Origin of the sequence: Fusibacter ferrireducens, assembly GCF_015352425.1 — a bacterium.
Taxonomy (GTDB): domain Bacteria; phylum Bacillota; class Clostridia; order Peptostreptococcales; family Acidaminobacteraceae; genus Fusibacter_A; species Fusibacter_A ferrireducens.
This window is the reverse complement of record NZ_JADKNH010000005.1, coordinates 309,570-334,262: the sequence shown is the minus strand read 5'-3', so window position 1 is coordinate 334,262 and position 24,693 is coordinate 309,570. Positions and strand designations below refer to the sequence as shown.

Genomic DNA, 24,693 nt, shown 5'->3' with positions numbered 1-24,693 from the left:
TAAAAAAATCTGTAACATATACGTTACAGATTTTTGAGGTTTCCATATTCACTTTATGTTCTTCTCTCATTTTTAATCAAACTATTTCTACCTTGCAATTGCATAACAGCTTGTTTAAGTGACGATAACTTATTTTCAACATGAAATTGTCGTGTGATTTCCACTAGATTCTCCCAAAGGCATTTCATAATCTCACTTAGCGTGTTTGCTTTGACCTCCTAGCAATCGTTTAATATATTAATACTTAAATTATATCCATTATACTTGGTTAGAGTTTCAAAAAAGAGAAACAACCGATACACTACCCCCATAGCATATCGGCTGTTTGTTTTTTACAGTTCTATTTTGTACCCCTACTTAATAAACGTTTCCCCCATGAGATATTCATCCACATGTTTTGCAACTTCTCGACCTTCTTTTATAGCTCTTACTACCAAAGATTGACCACTGCGCATATCACCAGCAGTGAATACGCCTGCCACTGAAGTTTGATATTTCTCATCTGTCAAAAGGTTGCCTCTTGGATCTAGCTTCAGTCCAAGCGATTCCACCATCCCTTCATATTGCGGTGAAACAAATCCCATGGCAAGTAATATGATGTCCACTTCCAAAGTGAACTCACTGTCTTCAATGGGTTTCATAACCATACGACCATTTTCATTTATCCACTGGATTCTTTCCAAAACTACTTTTTCTACACAGGTATCCCCTAAGATTCGCTTCGTGTTGATTTCCCAATTTTGAATGCAACCCTCTTTGTGTGAAGAGGTTTCTTTATAAAGCCTTGGATAAAGTGGCCAAGGTGTTGACGCATCTCTTTCTTTTGGCGGTTTAGGCATGATTTCGATCTGATATACGGTTTTGGCACCTTGTCTATTCGCCGTGCCAATGCAGTCAGAACCCGTGTCACCACCACCGATCACCAAGACATTTTTGTCTTTAGCATCGATAACCACGCCATTTGTATCCACGTTATTCAGTCTCTTCGTGTGGTTCTCAAGATAGTCCACAGCGTAGTATATGCCCTCTAAATCTCTACCTTCAACCCTCAAGTCTCTCGGAATCGTTGAGCCACCTGTGAGAACCAATACATCAAAGTCTTTTAACAACGCTTCGGGCAACACATCTTCCCCGACACAAGTATTCATTTGAAAGGAAACGCCTGCCGCCTTCATCACATCAATTCTGCGATCAATTACCTCTTTTTCAAGTTTGAAATTAGGAATGCCGTAACGCATGAGTCCCCCCGGTTCAGCGTTGCGTTCAAATACCACACAATCATGCCCCACTGCAGTGAGTTCATCAGCAGCGGCAAGTCCTGCCGGTCCTGAACCAATAATGGCAATCTTCTTACCCGTTTTCATTTTTGGAATTCTAGGCACCACCCAACCCGCTTTAAAAGCATGTTCAATGATGGTATATTCCACCTCTCTTATGGAAACCGGTTCATGGTTAACGCCTAAATTACAAGATGCTTCACAGAGCGCAGGACACACCCGCGACGTAAATTCAGGAAAATTGCTAGTTCTGCTGAGCATATTATAAGCATGCTTCCAGTCTAGATCTTCCGTCATCTCATTCCAATATGAAATCAGATTGCCAAGTGGACATCCAAAGCTACAAAACGTCGTTCCACAAGTCATACATCTGCCTGCTTGCACTGCCATAATCGCCTCATCTAACGGCTTATAAACACTTCTATTATCCTTTAATCTTTGAGAGACAGGTCTCAATTTGAAATTTTTACGATTTTCTTCATTAAAAAGCATGATATCTTTCATTGGTCCCTCCTCCTTTAAGAAATGGCTTCGAGTGTAGGTGTCTTAGCTTCTTCTGAAGCTTGGTCAATTTCATCGTTTAGTTTACTTTGATTTTCAAGAATTTTTTTATAAGTCGGTGAAATCACCTGTTTAAAATCTTTTACGCACTCATTCCAGTTATTCAACACTTCCAGTGCGCGTTTTGAATCCGTATAGAGATAATGCTTGCTGATCAATTGTTTTACTCTTTCTCGCTCAACCTCTCCAAGGTCATAGATTTTGACCATTTCAAGATTGCATTTTGTCTTTAATGCATTCTCAGGGTCATAGACAAAAGCCTCTCCACCTGACATCCCAGCAGCAAAGTTTTTACCTGTGTTGCCTAGAATCAATACGGTTCCGCCTGTCATATATTCACAGCCATGATTTCCAACGCCTTCAACAATGGCCGTTGCGCCACTATTTCTAACTGCAAAGCGCTCGCCTACACATCCGTTGATGTAAACTTCACCATCCGTTGCACCATATAAAAGCGTATTACCAGCAATATAAGTGTTTCCTGCATCAAATGATGAGTTTTTAGGTGGCTTCACAATAATTTTAGCCCCTGATAAACCTTTGCCCACATAATCATTGGCTTCACCTTCAAGAATCATCGTGAGTCCTTTGGCGCCAAATGCCCCAAAACTCTGTCCTGCTGATCCATAGAATGTCAAATGGATCAGATCTTCTTCAAGACCTGCAGCACCATGCGCATTGACGATCTTGCCAGACAGCATTGCACCCACAGAACGATGCGTATTCTTGATTTCAAAAGCGCCTTTCACAGCTCGCTTATATTTAATAGCACTCTTTGAAATCTCTATGAGCTTATGATCAAAACTGTTTTCAATACCATGTTCCTGTGCCTTCACACAGTATGGCTTCATTCTAAGTGGCATATCCGGTTTGTACAAAATTTTATCAAAGTTGAGATGTTTCGCTTTCCAGTGATCGATCTCTTTATTCACGTGAATGGCATCGATGTGTCCTACCATCTCATCGACACTTCTAAAGCCCAGTTCGGCCATAATTTCACGCGTCTCACGTGCTATAAATCGCATAAAATTCATCAAATATTCTGGTTTGCCTGAAAAATGCTTTCTGAGTTCTGGATCTTGAGTTGCAACGCCGAGGTCGCAATTATTCTTATTACAATGTCTGAGCATTGTACAACCCATGATCACAAGTGCCGTCGTTGCAAATCCAAATTCCTCAGCACCAAGTAATGCTGCGACTACCACATCACGTCCAGTCTTGAGTTGTCCATCCGTCTGAAGTCTCACACGACTTCTCAAATTGTTGAGTAAGAGCACTTGATGTGTTTCTGAAAGACCAATCTCCCATGGTGTCCCAGCTGTCTTAATTGAAGACAGTGGTGATGCACCAGTCCCCCCATCATGCCCGCTGATGAGAATCATGTCCGCATGTGCTTTAGCCACACCTGCTGCAATGGTGCCAATCCCCACTTCAGAGACCAATTTAACACTGATTCGCGCTTTAGGATTGGTCGATTTTAAGTCATAAATAAGTTGTGCCAAATCCTCTATGGAGTAAATATCATGATGTGGCGGTGGTGATATTAAATCAATTCCCGGTGTGGAATGTCTCACTTTTGCAATATGAACCGTGACTTTACTGCCTGGTAAGTGACCGCCTTCACCTGGTTTTGCGCCTTGTGCCACCTTGATCTGAAGTTCGTCGGCATGCATGATGTAATTGGTATTGACACCAAATCGAGCTGAAGCGATTTGTTTAGTGGCGCTTCTCTTATCATTGCCATTTGAATCCACTTCATAGCGTGCATCGTCCTCACCGCCTTCACCACTGTTGCTCTTTGCACCCAGTCGATTCATGGCGATGGCAATCGTTTCATGGACTTCTTGACTCAGCGATCCAAACGACATAGCGCCTGTGCAGAAGCGTTTAATAATCTCACTGATCGGTTCAACCTCTTCAAGTGAAACAGAGGGTCTAGTGCCCTTGAGTTCGAATAATCCTCTTAAAGTGAATAATCCTTTGGATTGATCATTTATTTTAGCGGCATATTGCTTGTATAGATCATAGTCATCAGATCGAGTAGACTGCTGTAAAAGATAGATCGTCTCTGGGTTAAACAGATGTCTCTCACCGCCTCTACGCCATACATATTGCCCACCTATTTCGAGTTCATAACTTGGTCTTCTGAGTCTATTGAAAGCTTTTGCATGCGTTTCAAGTGTTTCACGCGCTATTTCTTCTATTCCTAAACCGCCGATATTGGTAGGTGTCCCTGGGAAGTATCGATTTACAAACGCGTCGCCTAACCCTAAGGCTTCAAAGATCTGTGCGCCTTGGTAAGATTGAACGGTGCATATACCCATCTTGGATAAGATCTTAAGCAGTCCCGTAGAAAGTGCATTGATCAAATTATAACCGGCTTCTTCTGCTGTTACGTTTTTGACTAAGCCCTGATTGACTAAGTTTTTAGCGGTCTCTATTGCCAGATATGGGTTTACGGCACTGGCACCATAACCCATAAGCAGTGCCACATGCGTGGTTTCTCTCACATCGCCTGCCTCCACAATAATGGAAACCTTCGTTCTGGTCTTGTTGTCAATTAGGTGATGGTGCACAGCAGATACCGCTAAAAGACTCGGTATTGCGGCTTCATAACCATCTATTTTTTTATCGCTTAAAATCAATAAGTTGTAGCCCTCATTAACGCGTTTTGAAGCGCGTTCACAAATTAGAGTCAGTGCCTTTTTAAAACCCTCTACGCCTTCATCGACTTTGAATGTAATCGGTATCTTGGTGGCATTAAAATGTGCATTTCTCAATGCCTTGATCTTCCGAGTCTCAGCATTGGACAAAACAGGTGTCTTTAAGCTGATAAACGGCATAAAATTGGGCTTTTCATCTAAAAAGCTAGACTGTGTCCCCATATAATTCATAAGCGACATCACGATTTTTTCTCTAATTGGATCAATCGGCGGATTGGTCACCTGTGCAAATAACTGTCTAAAGTAAGAAAAAAAGGTCTGAGTTTGATTGGATAACACTGCAAGTGGTGCATCATTCCCCATGGAGCCAAGCGCCTCTTTTCCAGTCTCTGCCATGGCCTTAATGACGTGATTAACATCTTCAAGCGTATAGGCAAAAGCGGCCTGTTTTTCCAATAAGTTCTCATCTCTAAGCACGTAGTTCTCTTCATTCTCAGGAAGATCTTTTAAGCAAACTTTTGACTTAGCCAATTCCTCTTCATAGGGATACTTTGAGAAAACGGATGATTTGATCTCATCGTTCCTTAAGAGCTTGCCTTTTTCAGTGTCCACAATCATCATTTTACCTGGCTCTAATCGCCCCTTTTCCAGCACATCTTCCGGGCTAAATTTTAGGACGCCAAGCTCTGAAGCCATAACCATTAGGCCACTTTTTGTAATGACATATTTAGCAGGTCTGAGACCGTTGCGGTCAAGTGTTGCACCTACCTGTATCCCATCGCTAAAGAAAACTGCTGCTGGACCATCCCATGGCTCAATTAGAGAGCCATTGGTCTCATAAAAGGCTTTGAGTTCAGAATTCATAGTCTGATCGTTTTCCCATGCTTCTGGTATAAGCGTCATCATGGCTTTCGCATTACAATTCCCATGTTTTACGAGCAGTTCAAATACATTGTCAAGAGAGGCTGAGTCACTTCCATTTGGCGTAACAATCGGAAATATCTTCGAAAAATCGGTGCCGTAGACATTAGATTTTAAAACCCCTTCTCGAGCATTCATCCAATTTCGATTTCCTCTGATGGTGTTAATTTCACCATTATGTGCCACATATCTATAAGGATGTGCCAAATCCCACGTTGGAAACGTATTCGTACTAAACCTTGAATGTACAAGTGCAATGGCACTTTTAAAATTCACATCTTGCAAATCTATAAAGTAGGGCCCGATCTGGTCCGGGAGCAACAACCCTTTATAGACAATAGTGTCACTTGACATACTGCAAATATAAAAATATTCCGTGCCCCTTTTTACAAGTGATTTGACTTCGTTTTCAGTTCGCTTTCTAATCATATACAGCTTTTGCTTAAAAATTTCCAAGCTTTCAAGCTCACCAAGACCTATAAAAACCTGTCTAATATTAGGCTCTGTTCCTCGAGCTGTTTCACCGATCATCCTATTGTCTGTGGGAACTGTTCTCCACCCAAGGACCTCAGCACCTTCCTCTATAACGATACGTTCCAATATACCTTCGCATTGATATCTAATTGCTGGAGACTTTGGTAAAAAGACCATCCCCACTGCGTAAAGGCCTCTGCCTGGAAGCTCAATACCTTTGTTTTCACAAACACCTTCAAAGAATTCATGTGGTATTTGAAACATGATGCCCGCGCCATCCCCTGTATTGGGATCCGATCCCGACGCACCTCTGTGTGTCATGTTAACAAGTACCTCTACACCTTTTTTGACAATGGTATGGCTTTTATCACCATTGATATTTGCCACAAATCCGACACCGCAATTGTCTTTTTCAAACTCTGGACGATACAAGCCCTGTTGGTCAGGTAACCCCACTGATTTCATAAATATTCCCCCTTAAATCTAGATGTAATTTGTATACAGTATACAATTAAAAAAGGTTCAAAAATTAGAGACCTCTTCACTCTCCTCAAAAGTAACAGATGAAATTACTTTGAATACCATACGCTATTTTCTAAAAATTTCAATAATTTTGAATATTATATATCGTTTCCTTGCAAATATCAATACATTTTTTGCACATAATTAATCAAATAAATCTATTTTTTTTCATTTTTTTGATTATGTTTCTCAGTTGCGGACAATTTCAAAATCTTTGTTAAGTATTAAACAGGTTGAAAATACTTGATACATTTCAAAACAGCATTATTCAACTCATCGTCTATGTTAAAACACCATACAGGATTGAATAATTGTATTTTGCAATACAATCATCCACAACTTTCATTTTTGAATACTATCGTTTGAAACTTAAAGTTTCTGGTATAAAATTAACGGACTCTTCCGAAGGTGTCCTGCAAGCATATTCTATCGATGTTTTCAATTTGAAAGGAGATAAAAAATGGCCATAATTGCATATTTAAATTTTCAAGGCAAATCCAAAGATGCTTCTACATACTATGCCGAGATCTTTGGTTCTGAAAAACCCAAATTCATGTTCTTTGGTGATATGCCACCAGATCCTAATTTTCCAATGACTGGAGAAGTTAAATCTCTCGTTATGCATACTGAAATCAAATTTGATAATAATACGATCATGTTTTCAGATGTCCCTCCAGGAATGCCATTTACTATGGGAAATAATATCAGTCTGCTGATTTCAATTAAAGATCCAGAACGCATTAGGGCCTACTTTAGTAAGCTTTCTGTTGATGGTCAAGTTCAAATGCCTCTTCAAGAAACATTTTGGAGCAAATTATACGGTAATCTTGTGGATAAATTCGGAATAAGCTGGCAGTTCAATCTGGATAGTGAATAACTCATAAATATCATCCGCAAGAAAAGGTGTTATCAAAGTTCAGCGGAGTACCCTGAGCCTTAAAATAACACCTTTCATATTTGCTTAATTTAAAGCGATTGTTAGATTGTCAAAAAGTTGAGCCCCCCTTTCATCATGATGCATTTTCGGAAAACACGCAATATGACAGATGGCTGGTGAGAGACTGACTCTTTATACTTTAGTGAATGATTTGTTTTTAGGATTCTTACTTTTCTATATCATACGGCCAGCTTTGAATCCCACCCAAGTCGTAAACGACTTTATAGCCCAACTTATTTAAAGCATCTGCTGCCATTGCACTTCGACTGCCACTTCTACAGTAGACCATAATCGGTTGAGTTTCATCGGATACATGATTTGAAATTTCCGATTCAATCACATCCACAGGAATGTTCACACTCCCAGCGATATGCCCTTCTGCATATTCTTCTTTTGTTCGCACATCAACTAAAAATACAGTGCCCTCATCAAGCATTTGCTTTGCATCTTCAGGTGCTATTCTTTCATAGATCACTTCACCAGATTCGGTATCTGATTCAGACTCAGAAAGGGATTCGGATTCTGAATTGGACTTGGATTCGTTGAGAGCTTCTATTTGTTCAGAAGTATCCTCTGAAGTACGAGCTGAATCCGTACACCCTGAAAACACTAAAACAACAATTAAAAAAACGGTTATTATTGCAGTTATTTTTTTCGTGTTCATTTTATGCCTCCGCCTGCTCAACGTGTTTCGCCCTGTAACGTTACCTTCAGAGCGATTGGTTTGCCTCTTCTAATCACAGTTACATCGACCACATCTCCAGGTCTATAACTGTAAAGCTGTCTTGTCAATTTCGTGATCGTATTGATCTTCACACCATTGATGCTCACGATGACATCTCCAGAAATAATCCCGCTGTAGTTCGCTGGAGAAGCCTTCATAACATCATAGACATAAACACCGGCATCCGTTCCCAAATCATTGCCGTAAGTTCTTATATACTGATACACGTTTACACCTTTAATACCCAGATAAACTTTGGTAAATTCACCTTTCATGATAAACTCGTCTACAATGGGTTTTGCAATGTTAATTGGAATTGCAAAGCCAAGCCCCTCTCCAGATTGTACCTTGGCAGTATTAATGCCCATGACCTCTCCTTTGATGTTGAGCAACGGTCCACCACTATTTCCAGGATTAATGGAGGCATCTGTCTGCAGTAAGCCCTCTATATTATAATTATCATTCACAGGTATCGTACGCTCGAGCCCACTGATGATCCCCGCCGTGACACTTCGCTCAAAAGTCAACCCAAGTGGATTCCCTATGGCGATGGCTGTTTCTCCCACGACAATGTCATCTGAATTACCCAGAGTTGCAACTGGCAAGCCTACACCTTCAACCTTTAGAACCGCTAAATCTAAAACAGCATCATTCCAAAGAATTTTTGCCTCTTTGGAAGTCCCATCATAGAGCTGTACTTTAACCGTCTCTGCATTGCCATCATTCACCACGTGTGAGTTCGTAAGAATGTACCCTCTTTCATCCACAATAACACCCGTTCCAACGCTTTCACCTTTATAGGTGCCATAATACCAATCCTGTTGGATTGAAGTCGTTGTAACGCCGACAACAGAGGGCATGGCCGTTCTCACCACTGAAGGAATATCACCTTCTGATGCAATATTGCTCACCTTTAAAGGGGTCAAATTCAAATCACTTGCAACCACTTCCGGTTGAGGTTCTGATTTTACAACAAAACTGGCACCTGCAATTCCGCCTAAAAAGGCCGATAAGGGCAACATAAAAACCAAGAACATAACCAAAGATTTCTTGATCATAAAATATTTTTTGCTTTCATCTTGTCTCATCTTCAACATCCTTTCGTTTTATTAATATGAATTTAAACGCCAATTTATAAAAATTATTATAGCACTTGTTTTTTTAAATGCTATTTCAGCTTTGAAACATTTTTGTTAACAGCCTAATCACTTGAAATAAATTTCAAGTATACCCTCTGTAACATTCTGATTTTTTGACAATCCACAACTTACTCACAATTTGTCCACAGTAATTGTGGGTAAAATTTATCCCATGTCTAAACACATTTCTAATACGATGTCTTTAAACATGGGATTGATCCATTAAAATCTACTTGGGAAAATGTTTCACGCCATTAGCATATTTTGCAAACCGAGGGGTTTCTCTTGAATGCACGGGATCAGGCCTTTCCCACGGCCATCCTCCAAACCTCGTCTTGTGATAATCACTATAGGCTTCGTGAATCTCTTGCTCAGTATTCATGACAAAAGGGCCATATTGAACTACGGGCTCATTGATGGGTTCACCTTGAAGAAGTAACCATTCAGATGCTTCTGAACCATTTTGGATGTCGATGCGCTCTAAAGGTTTTAACTGACCACTGTGGTTCACTTTGAGCACAGATGCATTCACCATGAGTTCAGACCCTTTATAAAGATATAAGCTTCGATTGAGCGTTGCAGAAGTATTTTCAATCGTGAGTTTCGCATGGGCTTCCATTTTAACAACCCAAATAGAGAGTTTGTGTTCTGGCTCTGATGCCCATGAATCCGGCGCTGGCGCCGCACTCATTTCACCTTCAAACTCTCCAGCAATTAAAATAATCTCAGAAATCTTTCCAAATTCGTCCTTCTTTTTTATTTTAGGAATTTCTTCATTCCAAAGCATCTTATAATGCGGTGCCACAAATTTATTTTTTTTCGGCAAATTGAGCCATATTTGAAATAAGTGCAATGGATTTCTTTCATTCGCCTTAATCAGTGGAAACATTTCTGCGTGTTGGAGCCCACTGCCTGCTGTCATCCATTGAACGTCGCCATCTCCATACCTTCCCGATGCACCTGCTGAGTCAAAGTGGTCTATATAGCCCTCTAAAACAACTGTGACTGTTTCAAAGCCACGGTGAGGATGTTCAGGGAAACCTGGTACGGTTTTACCGTGATACATCTTCCATGCATTTCTTTCATCAAAGTCCTCACCCAAAAGCCTTCCTTCAAGTGTTTCTTTAGGTCCAAGTACTTCATTGCCTTCTGGATAGTCATCTCTATGATGTACACAATATAAAAAAGGGTCCTGAGTTTCCCAGACAAAACCCAAAGGACTTATTTTCAAAAAAACTTGATCCATTGCTATATCCTCCTTGAGAAACTAGTACCCAATTTTTTTTTAGACAATCAAATCATTGCCTTAAGTTTGTTTACATCGTAAATCAAAATTTTCTTGACCCCTTCCAGTTGGATCAAACCCAATTCTTGAAAGAGCTGAAGTTTTCTCGACATGGTTTCACGTGTGATGCCTGCATAACTTCCCATTTCTTCACGGCTTATGGACAACTCCAATAAAATGCCATTTTCAGTTTTATGGCCAAAGTCCTCCACCAAGTCGATGAGCAGGCCCGCAATTTTAGCATCTGGGCTCTTGCTTGAAAGTCTCTCTACTAAGGCTTCTGCCTTAATAATCCGCTCATATGCCTTTTCAAATATTTTAAGTGTAATTTGAGGATTTGTAATGACGATTTTATCAAATTCTACCTTTTCAAGTGTACTGATTTGAGTGTCTTCAATTGCCACTGCGTTGAAATCGAATTCATCTTCTTTGAGTAAGTTAAAAGCTCCAATAAAATCTCCTGCGGACAAAATGTATAAAATCTGTTCTTTACCCTCGAGAGAATTCTTGAAAATCTTCATTTTACCCGAACAGATGATATACAGTTTGTTGGCCTTTTGTCCTTGTGCAAAAATCACATCACCTTTTTTATAGGCATCACTGGAAACCCCTTGTGAAATAAGTCGCGCTTCTTCATCCGTCAGAGACGACAACAAGGGGATATTGTTGATGCAGAGCATCTTTCCACATTTTATACAATTGACACGATTACATCGAATTAATTTTTCCATATTCATCCTATCTTGATCATAAGTTTCATTAGGAAACGGCCTTTTTGAGTTTCTGTGACTTTAGCCTTTGATTAATCCATGTCTCAAATTCACTTGCCACTGCCGAATCCATCGCTGGGACATTTTCAAGTTCATATGTCCGTCCTAATTGAGAATATTTTTCAATCCCACTTTTATGATACGGCAAAATTTCTATTTTTTCAACGCTTTTCTCAATGGGCGCAATTATTTCAAGAAGGCGTTGCATACTTTTTAATTGATCTGTCTCTCCTGGAACCATCACATGTCTTATGATAATCGTTCCCTTATAATTTTGGTTTTTGAGGGTTTCTATGAAACTCAAAATACCTGTCATATCCCTGCCAGTCAGTTTGGTGTGCCGTGCGTGATCCACATGCTTAATATCCAACAAAAGGGTATCTGTGAGCTTTAAAATCTTTGAATAAAACCTTTTTACGCCATGTCCCGAAGTGTCCACGCATGTGGAAATGCCTTGTGCTTTTAAGGCCTCTAAAGCCTTGACTAAAAAAGCGCCTTGCATCAGAGGTTCTCCTCCTGAAAAAGTCACACCACCACCAGAAGCTTCATAGTATTCACGGTACCGATTTGCCATGTCCACAACCTCTTTTACAGAGATATGTTGTTCGCCCATAAAGTGTTGCGAATCTGGATTATGACAGTACTGGCACTTAAGAGGACAGCCTTGAAGGAAGAAAATTGTCCTGATACCGGGGCCATCTACAAGGCCCATGGTTTCAATAGAATGGAGGTTCCCTCTGATTTCTGTATCACAGGCCTCTCTATTGCAATTGTTGTTCATATTCAATTCAATTTGCAAGCCTTCTCTTGTGGGTTTCATAGGTTACCTCCTCTGTTGATATTAGATGTGTTCATGGAACGTTCTGTTGATAACTTCTTCTTTTTGTTCCTTAGTCAATCGGTTAAAGTGTACAGCATATCCCGAAACTCTAATCGTCAAAGTTGGGTACTTGCTTGGGTTATTCATGGCATCGATGAGTAAATCTCTGGATAAAACATTGACATTAAGGTGAAATGCACCTTTTGTAAAATAGCCATCTAAGATGCTGTACAAATTTTTATATTTCACTTCTTCTGTTCTGCCAAGAGCGGCAGGAACGATGGAAAATGTGTTCGAGATCCCGTCTTGACAAATGTTCTCAAAAGGCAATTTGGCCACTGTATTGAGAGAAGCAAGCGCACCCATATGATCTCTGCCGTGCATTGGATTCGCACCTGGTGCAAAAGGTTCACCTTTCAGTCTTCCATCTGGTGTTGCACCCGTTTTTTTACCATAGACTACATTTGAGGTAATCGTCAAAATAGACATCGTCTGTGAAGATGCTCTGTAGGTCTCATGTTTTTGAATTTCACTGCTAAAGAAAGTGACAACATCTTTAGCAATCAGATCGACACGATCGTCATCATTACCGTACATTGGGTAATCCCCTTGAATGTCAAATCCAGTTGTAATGCCATTTTCATCTCTAATTGCAGTGACCTTCGCATGTTTAATCGCGCTCAGTGAATCCGCCACGAGCGAAATACCCGCCACGCCAAATGCCATATATCGACTTACATTTGTATCATGAAGCGCCATTTGTCCTTTCTCGTATGCATATTTGTCATGCATAAAGTGAATGGTATTCATCGTGTTGACATAGAGTTTCGCCAGCTTTGCGAGCACTGTTTTATAAGAAGCATAGACCTCATCATAGTTTAGAACGGCCTCTTTCATTGGCTCAATCCCTTCAATCACTTTGATTGGCCTATCTGATTTGTCTCTTTTGAGTTCATCATAACCTTGATTGATACTGTATAACAAGGCTTTCCCCAAGTTAGCTCTAGCACCAAAGAACTGCATTTCTTTACCAATTCTCATTGGTGATACACAACATGCAATACCATAATCATCCCCATAGATCGGTCTCATGAGATCATCGTTTTCATACTGGATCGCACCTGTTTGGATAGACATTTTCGCACAATACGTCTTAAAAGTTTCTGGCAATGCCTTTGACCAAAGTACCGTCATGTTAGGTTCTGGGGCCGGATCAAGATTTGTAAGCGTGTTTAAAAATCGAAAGGCCGTTTTAGTGACAAGCGTTCTGCCATCTTCACCCATACCCCCGATAGACTCTGTCACCCAAGTTGGGTCTCCAGCAAAGAGCGTATTGTAATCCGGCGTTCTGAGATGTCTCGCCATTCTAAGTTTAATCACCAATTGATCGATCAACTCTTGAGCACCTACTTCATCAAGTAATCCCAACTCGATGTCGCGTTCAATATAAATGTCAAGGAATGTTGTATTTCTGCCCAGCGACATAGCCGCACCGTTGTTTTCTTTTATTGCAGCAAGGTATCCAAAGTATAAAAATTGGACTGCTTCCTGAGCATTTTGAGCTGGTTTTGAAATGTCCACCCCATATTCACTTGCCATGCCCTTAATATCCTTTAAGGCTCTGATTTGTTCCGTGATTTCTTCTCTCAACAAAATGACTTTCTCAGTTGCCATTTCTGTTTCCAGTGCTTTAAAATCCTTCTGTTTATCCGCTATGAGTGCATCTATACCATAAAGCGCTATTCTTCTGTAATCACCGATGATACGGCCGCGACCGTAGGCATCTGGAAGCCCTGTTAAAAGCCCCACCGTTCTTGCGAGTTTCATGTCACTTGTGTAAGCGTCAAATACGCCTTGATTATGAGTCTTTCTATAAGATTGAAAATGCTTTGACATGTCACTTGGCATTTCATAACCATAGGCTTCAAGCGACGATTCCAACATCCTAAAACCCCCATAAGGATTCATAATACGCTTTAAAGGTTCATCGGTTTGAAAGCCCACAATCACTTCATTATCACGGTCCAAATAACCCGCTTTGTACTGATTAATCCCTGAAAACAATTTTGTTTCAATGCCAAGGATACCCTTCTCGATTTCTTCTTGGATCAACGCTTCAGCTTCACGCCATACGGTCTTTGTCTTATCACTCTTTCCAACAAGGAACTGATCATCACCTTCATAAGGTGTATAGTTTAGATTAATAAAATTTTTCACATCTATATTTTCTGACCAATTGCCTGGTTTAAACGTCTTATAATTTGTCATAGCAACCTCCATTTTTTCTTTCATTATAAGACGGTTCGATTATTAAAGATGTGATTCCACGCACATTTTGAAAATATATTTATACTTTTACACTTGAGATGCTCGTTCTATGGGAATCTGAATCTCCGAAACATATTCATATTCCGAATCTGAAAAGTCATAATCCACGATGTTCTTTTCTATAGAATCACCTGCTATGACATAACCATTTTCACGAATCCAGCACGTAAGGACTTCATAATACTTTGGCATCTCACAATAAGGCCCTTCAAAAGTGATACAAGCACAATCCTGCTCTGGAATTTCAACGGTTTGTGAAAATTGTTCCGAATCCACTGAAACGACCTCAATAAAATATCTGAACCTTGTAAAAATACCCTGATCCATGTTTTCCTTGGATAAAGACGTATAAATCTGACCTTCAATCAGCCACGAACTGGTTTTTAAATACTGTTCATTAGCCTTAAAAGCTTTCTTGATTTCATAGTCGCTTGCCACATCATTCATATCTAAAAAAATGCCTCTTCTTGCAGGAATGCGCTTAATCTTAATCTCATCAAGCTCATTGTCAATATTCTCGAGCAATTCAAGTTTTGTTTGAATCTTATTTTTTAGATTCATGAGTCGATTGATCTTATGATCTATTTCTTCTTCCTTCCTCTTTAAAAGGCTCACCAGATTGCTCGTATTCTTATGCTTCATATAACGATTGATCTCTTCTAGAGAAATATCTAAATTCTTAAAAAAAAGAATCCTGCTGAGTTTAAAGAAACTCCTAATATCATAATATCTGTAGTCATTATTGGGATCACATTCTGGCTTTAGCAGTCCAATACGATCATAATGTCTTAGAGTATCTGTGCTGATGTTAAACATCTTTGCAAGTTCGCCGATCAAAAATTTATCTTTCATATGCCCTCTTTTCTTTTTATGTATGCTTTACAATATATGTATTATAAGATTAAATGTTTATTTCCCAATATCTCAAAAGTAATCCTCACCTATAACTAGTGTCATTATACAGGAGACGCATAAAGCTGGCAATCCACCCCAAGGGATCACACCTTTGAAAAAAATGATTTGCCCTCTCAATTTTTTGATATAATAAATTAATCATTATTTTCTGACAATTCAGATGGATTTACTGTGCTATTATCGTCTTTGTTTTATCCTGATTTTATTTTTGAAAGGACTATCTTATGATTAAACGACAGCATCTTATCCTTTACATCTACCTTATAGGCGCTCTTATAATTGGAATATTGGGGTTTCGGATGCTATTCAATTCGCCTTCACCCTTTATTTCCACTTTTTCAGAATCACATTTTAATGAGATTGCCGATAAATCTTATAATGGCAGAGCAGTGGGTTCTGATGGTCATGAGCGCTTTGAAGAAATGCTCGTTTCTCATTTTAAAGCACTCCAAATCGCACCTCTTGAGGATGATTACAAGCATGATTTTGCCATGAATCAGATTCGATTTGATCCCAAGAGCGTCTTTTCAATTGACGACCAAATCGCCTTTGAAATCAACAAGGATTTTATGACGCTCTACAGCCCCATCACTGGTCCCATCGATTATCAAGGGGATATCATTTTTCTAGAGCGCAATTATTTCAATATTGACCCCACTGTGCTTGAAGGCAAAATCGTCGTTTCCACTTTTAATCGACTCACAAGCGAAGTCTTGAATTATGCCTACGACCATAAGATCAAAGGTCTACTGATTCTTGAAGATAGCTATAATCGAACGGACATCAAACTCGATCCCTATTATGGCAAGCATCAAATGGACAGCCTCTACATAGGACGCATATCGACCAATGCTTATGTGCAATTGAGACAAATTGCAAAAAATCACCTCTTTGAAGGCTATCATTACGATGAAAATCACCCTAACGATCCCATTTCAGGCATCATTCCCAATGCAAAGCTTTCTATAAAAGACCAATATCCTGTGGGCAATGGTCAAAATATTATTGGTAAGGTTGAAGGTCAATCCGACCAGTATGTCTGTTTTTATACTGCTTATGATGGCATTGGCGCCTATGGAGAACAGATTTATAACAGCGCTCTCGTCCATCTCTCAGGCGTTGAAGTGCTCATGAACCTCATGTCCTATTGCTCAGATTTATCAGAAAAACCTCAAAAAACCATTTACTTTGCTTTCACGGATGCTGGTGCTCTAGGCAATCAAGGTGCTGAAGCACTCATGGCACAATTACCTTCTGGTGGTGAAATGATCAACTTAGGTATTTTTGGCACTTCTGCCGATGGGGGTCTCTTTGTGAGCTCAAGAGCCCCTGACAACAGTTCTTTCGGCGGCGATAGCAACACCAATTCTGCGGTTTTGTTACTCAGACTCTATCAGTATTTTGAAGCTTTAGGGATTCCAGTTACCGAAACTCAGCTCGATGCTCACGACAGCACTTTGCAGACTCTGTCTCATCATGTGCCAACCATTAAAATCTCTCAAGCCCCCAACACAGATGCCTATGTGGGGCAAGAGATTCCCGTAGATATGACGTCATTGAAAGCAGGTACGGATCAAATTGCAAAGATGGTTTCCAAGGCCTATTACAAGGACACCGACTATACTTTTATCCCTTTTGCAATTAGGGTTGCGGCATTGATCACTTACGCCATAATTGTAATAATGCTTCTCATTAGAGCTGTCTTCAAGATGAATCCAGAATATAAGTGGTTTGGATACGAACTCTACTTATCCACGCCTTACATGCTGTTGACTAAAATGCTCAAAGCGCTCATACCGACGGTATTGATGTTAATCATTATGCTATTCATACTGCTCATTCCAAACTACATCACTAAAACGGATTACAACGGCGGCTATACGAATTATGTATTTCATTTGCATGCCGAACGCGTCGTCCATTATTTGACTCAAATCACGACTCACTTTGACACCGTTATTCCCAAGAGCTTCAGAGCAACTCTATGGATTAGTTTTAAAAACTCCGTCCGTCTGTTTTCGTTGAGCATTTTGATTTCACTTGTACTCGGCGTATGCATCGGCATCTATACGTCCATAAAACCTCGAAAGATAACGACTTTATTGCAAATGATTTTGTACTCTATCCCAGATGTCTTACTCTGTCTTCTAGGCCTTCAGATCATCATCTGGCTGTTCAAATACGATGCACTTGGTCCTTTCACCGCAGAACAACTTAGACTGTACATTGTGCCCACAATTATTATGAGTATCGTGCCCACAATTTACATTTCAAAGATGGTTCAACTCAATTGTTCAGATCTCCTCGAACAGCCTTTTGTTTATGGTGCTTTGTCGAGAGGTGTGCCCTTTGGCAAGGTGATTATATCACATCTGCTACCTATGGCTTTAGCTTCATTGTTTTCAACCATGACTTCTATTCTCAGAATCATTCTTGTAAACTTGCTCATTGTAGAGTACTTGTTTTCATGTGTGGGCATTGGCACTTATCTCATTACCAAAAGGGCCGATCCAACCTATGTACTTTTAATTTCTATCTGTTTAGGTCTGATGTATTTTGTTACAAATTTATCTTTCAAAGCGATTGCTTTTATGATTAATCCGTTACAGAGGAGGGCGCTATGAAACAATATCTAAATGGCTATCTTATAACCGGCGGTCTTATTTTGTTGATTTTGATGCTTGTAATTATAACCCCCTCTCTGTTTACCGATAAAAATCCTTATGCCACAAATGTATTGGACAGCTATACGGACGATCAAGGGCAATTCCAGCTCAAAACAGCACCTTTTTCACCAGATGCCTTTTACAAGTTAGGGACAGACGATTCTGGACGCGATGTACTCAGTTTCATCATATACGGCACCCAGCTCACCATTGCCGTTGCACTGATGGTCACCTTTTTAAGATTTTTAATTGCATTGATTGTCGGCATTGCCTCTGGTTACGATCATGTGATGCCCAAAGTGCTCATTGAGCAGTTTAACAACGTCTTCAATGCCGTGCCGCCCATTTTGATCTGCATTCTTATTTTAAATATCCCCTATTTGAAGACATTGAACAAAACCGGTTCCACCGGTGTTTTCATCTTTGTATTAACGTTGGTGGAGTGGGCTAAAATAGGAGATGTTATCAGCGAACGCGTTGCAGAATTACGTCAAAAGGATTTTATAAAAAGTGAAATCATTATCGGCAAGAGCTCTCTTCATGTTATTTTTGCCAATATCATACCGCATTTGTTGCCAGAACTCTTCGTACTTTTCTTTATGGAGATCGCCAGAGTCTTAGCTCTACTCATGCAACTGGGCATATTTAATGTCTTCATTGGGAACCTCCGAATTGTGGCCTCTACAGATGGTGGCAGTGTCGTCGGCAAAGCCACCAGCTTTGAACCAGAGTGGTCCAGCATGCTTGGTTCTGCTAAGAACTATATCAGAACCGCGCCATGGATTGTATTTTCAAGTGCATTTGCATTCTTTACTGTGGTTTTAGGCTTTAATCTCGTAGGCGAAGGTTTGAGAATCCAGCTCAAAAAAATGTCCATCTCACAAATGAGTCCAAAAAATGCTTTGCGAGGTGTGATTGCTTTGGTGCTCACAGCAACGCTCATCACCAGTCCCATTGTTTTTTCAGCCTTTAAATACAACCGCTTTGATCTGAGCAAAAGTGAACCCGTAAACTTTGATGCCACGCATGCACTTGTAGCTGATAAAGCTCAAAGCAATTACATCATCAACCGTTTAAAAGAACTCGGAATCCAACCCCTAGAAGACAAAGATTATACCATACCCTATCAAGATGTCCAGTACCAATGGGTTGAAGAAATTTCTTTTAAATGCGATGATCTCGATCTACTCGATGTCCATCTATATACCTTTCAATCACATGAAGCCACAGCCACAGTTATAGACGGACGAGCGCTTGACCTCATTGCTCTGGATTCTAAAACGATTGATCTCTTGAAGGATCACTATGTACTCATTGAACCCTCATTGTTCAGAGCCAATGGTTGGTTGAATTTTGCTCATAAGATTTTAGAAAAGACAGAAGCCAAAGGCGTCCTTGTACTCTCTGACGAGATTACGCCCCTAAATCGAATGGGAACAAATATAGAAAAGGGCCTGATCGCCTCTATTCCCAAAATCTACGAAGAGGCACTTTTGACCTCACCCCTTGCAGTTGCCGTTAAAAGCGAACAACAACAAGGTACTTTAAGCAATATCGCCGGCATCATTAAAGGTCACCCAGATGAAAATGATCCCAAATGTATTATTATGGGCTTTGATCTCAACTTTCAAGATGAACGTGAAGGCGAACGCCGCTTTCAATTCATTTTCAATCTCTTAAAACAACTTAAAGCAACTGAAGATCAATTGACCAAGAGCATCATGATCGTCTTTTGGGACGGGACCTCATTAGGCGAAATTTCTGGAAAGTCATACTATCAGGAGCACTATATGTACCCTATCAAGCATTCTGAATTTTACTTGGAGCTCACAAATCTCAAATTTAACGACATGCCTTCGGTTTACAACACATCCATTTCACTAGATACACATTTAATATCTAGCGCCAAACCGATTGCCTCCAATTTCACCAATTTGATGAAGGATAATATGACGTTCCCCTATACTGAAAAGATATTAGCCAGCTACACTAAGGAACCTTTCTACTATAAGTGGGGGATTCCAACACTCTATATGAGTTCCGACTACTTAACACCTGAACTGGCTAACGCCGTTGGGAATCTAATGATGGAATCCATTGTATTCGAACTCTACTAGTACCCCTTGGAGGTTAAAATGAAATCTAAACCCATCCTCGATATACGCGATTACCATGTATCACTTTGGATTCAAGAGATGATGACTCCTGTTATTCGAGGTGTTGATCTCAGTGTTAATAGAGGTGAAATACTCGGTATTTTAGGTGAATCTGGAAGCGGCAAATCTGTCCTGCTTAAAACTTTTTTAGGACTCATGAAAGCATCCAGTTATAACATCACATCTGGCGAAGTGCTCTTTGACGGCCTATCCCTTTTAGATCTCACCCTAGCTGAAAGAACGGCTCTTTTGGGAAAAGAAATCGCTTTCATTTTCCAAAATCCTACCCAAACACTTTCACCCTTTAAAACAGTTTCTTGGCATTTTAAAGAGGTCTTTAGGATTCACGGTCTGGATTATAAAATTGAAAAAGTTCACGAAGTCCTCAAAGATGTTGGTATTCAAAACATAACAGCCGTGCTCAACATGTACCCCTATCAGCTCAGCGGCGGGATGGGGCAGAGGATTGCCATTGCACTGGCTGTGGTTCTAAATCCCAAACTCATCATTGCAGATGAGCCCACTAGTGCCATTGACGCTTCTTTGAAATTAAAGATCCTTGAATTACTGAGTAAGATCAATACTAAATACAACACCAGCATGATCTTAGTCACACATGATTTTGATGTCATTAAGCGCATTACACATCAAACTGCCGTAATGTATGGTGGAATCGTCATGTCTTATGGCGATACAAATGATCTCTTTAGCAAGGCAGTTCACCCTTATACACTTGGCCTTATAAAGTGCGCCAACGCCCTCAAAGGTGAAGCACACGAGATTTATCAACTGGAAGGATACCCAAAGAGTCCATTGGCATTTACAGCGGGTTGCCCCTTTGCTGAAAGATGTGCTTATAAGAGTTCCATTTGCGAAACAGTAATTCCAAAAGCAGAATCATTTGCAGGGGGCTACTATAGATGCTGCAATCCCATTTTAGAGGGAGGTTTCAGTGCAAAATAAAAAGCCGATCATAGAGATCAAACAACTGACGAAAAAATACTATATTAAAAACAGTCTCTTTAGAAAACGCAGCATCGTCCATGCTGTGAACCACATCTCACTAGATGTCTATGCAAATGAAATTCTAGGCATCATCGGAGAGTCTGGTTCTGGTAAAACCACTACCGGTGAGCTCATTGTAAAACTCAACACCCCCACAAGTGGAGAAATTCGATTTGATTTCGATGAGACGCACTTTCGAAAGGAAGTTCAAATTGTGATGCAACAATCCAAAGAAGTCTTTGATCCATTTATGAGTGTTGAAAAATTGTTACTTGAAGCCATCAAACTTCATCAAAAGTTAACCAAAAAAGAGCAGCTCTTGGAGGTAGAACGGCTACTCCTCTCAGTGGGCATCAATCCTATGGACCGTCAAAAGAAGGTCAATACCTTTAGTGGTGGACAATTACAGCGCATTTGTATCGCCAGAGCACTTGCAGTGAAACCCAAAGTACTTATTTTAGACGAACCCGTTTCAGCACTGGACGTCTCTGTACAGGGACAAATCATCAATCTGCTCTTAGACCTACATCAAAAAATGAACCTTACCTATATCTTGATCAGCCATGATCTCAACATCGTCAGGTTGATGTGTCATCGAATCGCCGTTATGAAAAATGGTGAAATCGTTGAACTCGATGAAACACAAAAAATATTTAGTCATGCCACACATGAATACACCAAGAAACTGATTGCTGACTTTGATTTGTAATGCTTGTGTCAAAGACAATTACATCTATGGATTTAAAATCGCCACTTGCATTTTACAAGTGGCGATTGATTTTATAGAACTTATAAGCACTCATTTTATTTTATATCTACTGGGACAAAGATATCCATTACCATTGTACCATCCACCATTTTGACTTCTTCTAGACAGTTTGCCAGATCACATCTGACAAAATCGGATGATTTAAACTCGTGCGCTTCGAGCCAACTCATGAGATATCGCCAACCGGTACCAATGCGCTCAAATGGATCGGACATTGGATCTTCAATTCTTAAAGTCGCATAACGATAAGCTGGTATATGTTTGATTTTAATGTTCATTCCTTCAAATTCAAATTCTGAAGCACCTGAATCGGAGAGTTTACAGCACATGGGTTCATCAATAACCAGCCAATATTCGTAACCCCTCAACCGAGTCACATCTTCATTGCCTTCAACGGGAATATCAAAGCCAAAAGCTCTATTAGGTTTTATATCGTAAGCCTCTGCCAATCGATTCATAAGTTCTATAATCGCATCTTCTGGTTCATCACCCACCATTGAACCGCTCAAAACCGTCATTTTATCCATAATTTCATAACTTACATCGCTTAAATATTTTTTCATATCTCTAATCCTCTTCACCGTCATATTTTGTGTTACTGCTTCAAAATTCGAGGGAAAGTTTGCAAGTATTTGCGCTTCATCAGCCGTTAGACTCAGATCATGAATCACGAGACGTCTCGTCTTTAAGACCTCTTTTTCTCTAAAATAATTTGGCGAATGTCCATAAGCATTTAAAATCGCCCTTGAAAAAGCACGTTCAGAAGAATAACCGATCTCAAGTGCAATATCAATAATGCGCTTATCTGTTTTGAGTTCATCCAGTGCATATTCAAGCTTCTTTTTTCTGACGTACGCCATAATGGAAAGCCCAGTGTATACACTGAACATGTGATTTAAATAAAATTTTGAAAATCCAATATGATCCGCGATCATATCCAAACTGAGCGGCATGCAGATATGATCATCTATGAAGTCCACTGCTTTTTGAAGATAAAATTTCATCTTGAAACCCCCTGTATTTATTGACCGGTCAAGTTAATTATAAACGAAAATGCCATACTACATAGGACAATTCTTGCGATAAAATACACGATTTAGTACTTGAGACACTCACTAGTTCTAAAAGCCCAAATCCACTTAGTGCAACGGTTTCAGAAGGCCCACAATTCGTGTCAGATGTGTTAAACGATGATTACGATACGATGACTTTTCACTTTATCGAGATGGACACTGCTATAATATATTCATAAACATCTATTACCGCCAAGTACTTTTGACTTGGCCATATTTAAGGAGGAGAAACATGAAAACTATTTTTAAATCAGCACTCGTTTTGGTGTTGGTCATTTCTATGTGCATCCCAGCTTTCGCCACAACCAACACGGATGAAATCATTTTTTCAGATATCGATTCAACGCACTATGCTTATAACGCAATTAAAACGATGAAAACCTATGGCATCATCAACGGTTATCCAGATGGCACTTTTAGACCGAATAACACGGTAACCCGAGTGGAATTTGCAACGATGATGGTAAAAGCTTTAAAACTTCAGATCAATCTAAATGCAACCTCTTCGTTTTCAGACATGAACACAGAAACATGGGCAATCCCCTATGTGGAAGCTGCAAAAAACTTTTTAACAGGGTATACAACTGCTACAGGTTACACCTTCAAACCCCATCAAGCTTCCGTTCGAGAAGATATGGCCGTGGCACTTATTAAAGCGCTGGGCAAAAATACGGATACGGAAACAGTTTTATCTCTTTATGCTGATCAAAATGGCATTTCAAACAACCTCAGGGCATTTGTCGCTGCTGCAATCAACAATAATTTAATGATTGGTGAAACCATTGGCACTCAGAGATACTTCTATCCTCAAAGATCGTTGACACGAGCTGAAGCAGCTTCACTTCTTATGAATGTCATTCGAGAAGAAAAAATCATTTTTAACGGTGAAGAAAAAGTCACTTTTGATGTAAATGGCAATACGGATACTGATTCTGATTCAAATACACCTTATGGCGCCACTACGCTTTCTGCTGAGCTTGACCGTGCAGGAAACAACGGTAACGGCAATGCTTACGGTAACAGCAATGCCAATAGCGCTGTTGTTTTAAAATGGCAGAAAATTACACATCCAGATTTTGAAGGCTATAAAGTAGTCGCTTCCCTGACAGATCAAACCCCTGTTTACCCTGAAAATGGCTACGCTCTATGGATCACAGATAAAAATAAAACCACTGCGTTGATCAAAGCAGGTTCTTCATATAATGGCAGCGAATTTTCCAAGTTTGAAGCGGGTAAGACTTATTATTTTAGTATCACTGCAGTCTATAAAGATAAAAAAGTACCCGGTAATGTAATCACGGTCACAATTCCAAACTCACCAAGTACAAGTAACAATACCAATTATCAAGATAACGCTTTAACTTTACAAGCAGAAAATAAAGGCGATTCTATTGAACTCAAATGGACGATTGCTCAAGCAGACTGTTTTCAAGGCTATAAAGTGGTGGCATCTCAAACGGATACCACGCCAATGTATCCCGACAATGGCTATTTCAAATACATTACAGATCGTGACGATAACAGCATTACCATCAACAAAGATGACTCATACGGCAATGGTGATTTTACCAAATTTGAAAAGGGCAAAACTTACTATATTGCCATTACCTATCTCTGTGAGGGGTACAAGAAAACAAGTAATGTCGTGAAAATTGATTTTTAGTTTTTAATGAATAGACCTATTCTAC

Annotated in this window: 16 protein-coding genes; 6 read left to right on the top strand and 10 right to left on the bottom strand. The window is 39.9% G+C overall.

Annotated features, from left to right (window positions below; all coding sequences use genetic code 11):
• Positions 1-353 precede the first annotated feature (353 nt).
• Positions 354-1,781, bottom strand: coding sequence for a glutamate synthase subunit beta (locus ISU02_RS10330; protein ID WP_194701747.1), 1,428 nt, complete (start codon positions 1,779-1,781; stop codon positions 354-356).
• Between the two features lie 14 nt (positions 1,782-1,795).
• Positions 1,796-6,361 carry a glutamate synthase large subunit gene (gltB, locus tag ISU02_RS10325; protein WP_194701746.1) on the bottom strand — a complete coding sequence of 1,522 codons (4,566 nt, stop codon included), beginning with the start codon at positions 6,359-6,361 and terminating at the stop codon, positions 1,796-1,798.
• A gap of 517 nt (positions 6,362-6,878) precedes the next feature.
• Here gltB and ISU02_RS10320 point away from each other — a divergent pair.
• The gene (locus tag ISU02_RS10320) at positions 6,879-7,295 is read left to right on the top strand and encodes a VOC family protein (RefSeq protein ID WP_194701745.1); all 417 of its coding nucleotides are present in this window, start codon (positions 6,879-6,881) and stop codon (positions 7,293-7,295) included.
• Positions 7,296-7,521: 226 nt separating this feature from the next.
• Here ISU02_RS10320 and ISU02_RS10315 read toward each other — a convergent pair whose 3' ends face one another.
• From ISU02_RS10315 to ISU02_RS10285, 7 genes are all read right to left on the bottom strand, one after another.
• On the bottom strand, positions 7,522-8,019 hold the full coding sequence (locus tag ISU02_RS10315) for a rhodanese-like domain-containing protein (protein WP_194701744.1): 498 nt from the start codon (positions 8,017-8,019) through the stop codon (positions 7,522-7,524).
• 17 nt (positions 8,020-8,036) lie between these two features.
• The gene (gene htrA, locus ISU02_RS10310; protein WP_228727781.1) at positions 8,037-9,167 is read right to left on the bottom strand and encodes a serine protease HtrA; all 1,131 of its coding nucleotides are present in this window, start codon (positions 9,165-9,167) and stop codon (positions 8,037-8,039) included.
• A 280-nt stretch (positions 9,168-9,447) separates the two neighbouring features.
• On the bottom strand, positions 9,448-10,464 hold the full coding sequence (locus tag ISU02_RS10305) for a pirin family protein (protein WP_194701742.1): 1,017 nt from the start codon (positions 10,462-10,464) through the stop codon (positions 9,448-9,450).
• 47 nt (positions 10,465-10,511) lie between these two features.
• Entirely contained in the window at positions 10,512-11,234 is a 723-nt protein-coding gene (locus tag ISU02_RS10300) for a Crp/Fnr family transcriptional regulator (protein WP_194701741.1), read from the bottom strand.
• A gap of 28 nt (positions 11,235-11,262) precedes the next feature.
• Complete coding sequence (gene pflA / locus ISU02_RS10295) at positions 11,263-12,093, bottom strand: pyruvate formate-lyase-activating protein (RefSeq protein ID WP_228727780.1); 831 nt, start codon at positions 12,091-12,093, stop codon at positions 11,263-11,265.
• Between the two features lie 21 nt (positions 12,094-12,114).
• Entirely contained in the window at positions 12,115-14,361 is a 2,247-nt protein-coding gene (pflB, locus tag ISU02_RS10290; protein ID WP_194701740.1) for a formate C-acetyltransferase, read from the bottom strand.
• An 87-nt stretch (positions 14,362-14,448) separates the two neighbouring features.
• On the bottom strand, positions 14,449-15,273 hold the full coding sequence (locus ISU02_RS10285) for a MerR family transcriptional regulator (RefSeq protein WP_194701739.1): 825 nt from the start codon (positions 15,271-15,273) through the stop codon (positions 14,449-14,451).
• A 362-nt stretch (positions 15,274-15,635) separates the two neighbouring features.
• Between ISU02_RS10285 and ISU02_RS10280 the strand changes: the two genes are divergently transcribed.
• Genes ISU02_RS10280 through ISU02_RS10265 form a run of 4 tightly spaced genes read left to right on the top strand, consistent with a single transcriptional unit; the run spans position 15,636 to position 21,872 of the window.
• Positions 15,636-17,960, top strand: coding sequence for an ABC transporter permease subunit (locus ISU02_RS10280; RefSeq protein ID WP_194701738.1), 2,325 nt, complete (start codon positions 15,636-15,638; stop codon positions 17,958-17,960).
• Positions 17,957-20,119: an ABC transporter permease gene (locus ISU02_RS10275; protein WP_194701737.1), complete on the top strand. Its 2,163-nt coding sequence runs from the start codon at positions 17,957-17,959 to the stop codon at positions 20,117-20,119. The genes ISU02_RS10280 and ISU02_RS10275 overlap by 4 nt, the downstream gene beginning before the upstream one ends.
• An 18-nt stretch (positions 20,120-20,137) precedes the next feature.
• Entirely contained in the window at positions 20,138-21,121 is a 984-nt protein-coding gene (locus ISU02_RS10270) for an ABC transporter ATP-binding protein (protein WP_194701736.1), read from the top strand.
• Positions 21,111-21,872 (top strand): ABC transporter ATP-binding protein, encoded by a 762-nt coding sequence (locus ISU02_RS10265; RefSeq protein ID WP_194701735.1) that lies wholly within the window; start codon positions 21,111-21,113, stop codon positions 21,870-21,872. Before ISU02_RS10270 ends, ISU02_RS10265 begins: the two co-directional genes overlap by 11 nt.
• Before the next feature lie 95 nt (positions 21,873-21,967).
• Here the strand turns inward: ISU02_RS10265 and ISU02_RS10260 are convergent, their stop codons facing one another.
• Complete coding sequence (locus ISU02_RS10260) at positions 21,968-22,936, bottom strand: AraC family transcriptional regulator (protein WP_194701734.1); 969 nt, start codon at positions 22,934-22,936, stop codon at positions 21,968-21,970.
• Positions 22,937-23,237: 301 nt separating this feature from the next.
• Between ISU02_RS10260 and ISU02_RS10255 the strand changes: the two genes are divergently transcribed.
• Positions 23,238-24,668 (top strand): S-layer homology domain-containing protein, encoded by a 1,431-nt coding sequence (locus tag ISU02_RS10255; protein ID WP_194701733.1) that lies wholly within the window; start codon positions 23,238-23,240, stop codon positions 24,666-24,668.
• Positions 24,669-24,693 lie beyond the last annotated feature (25 nt).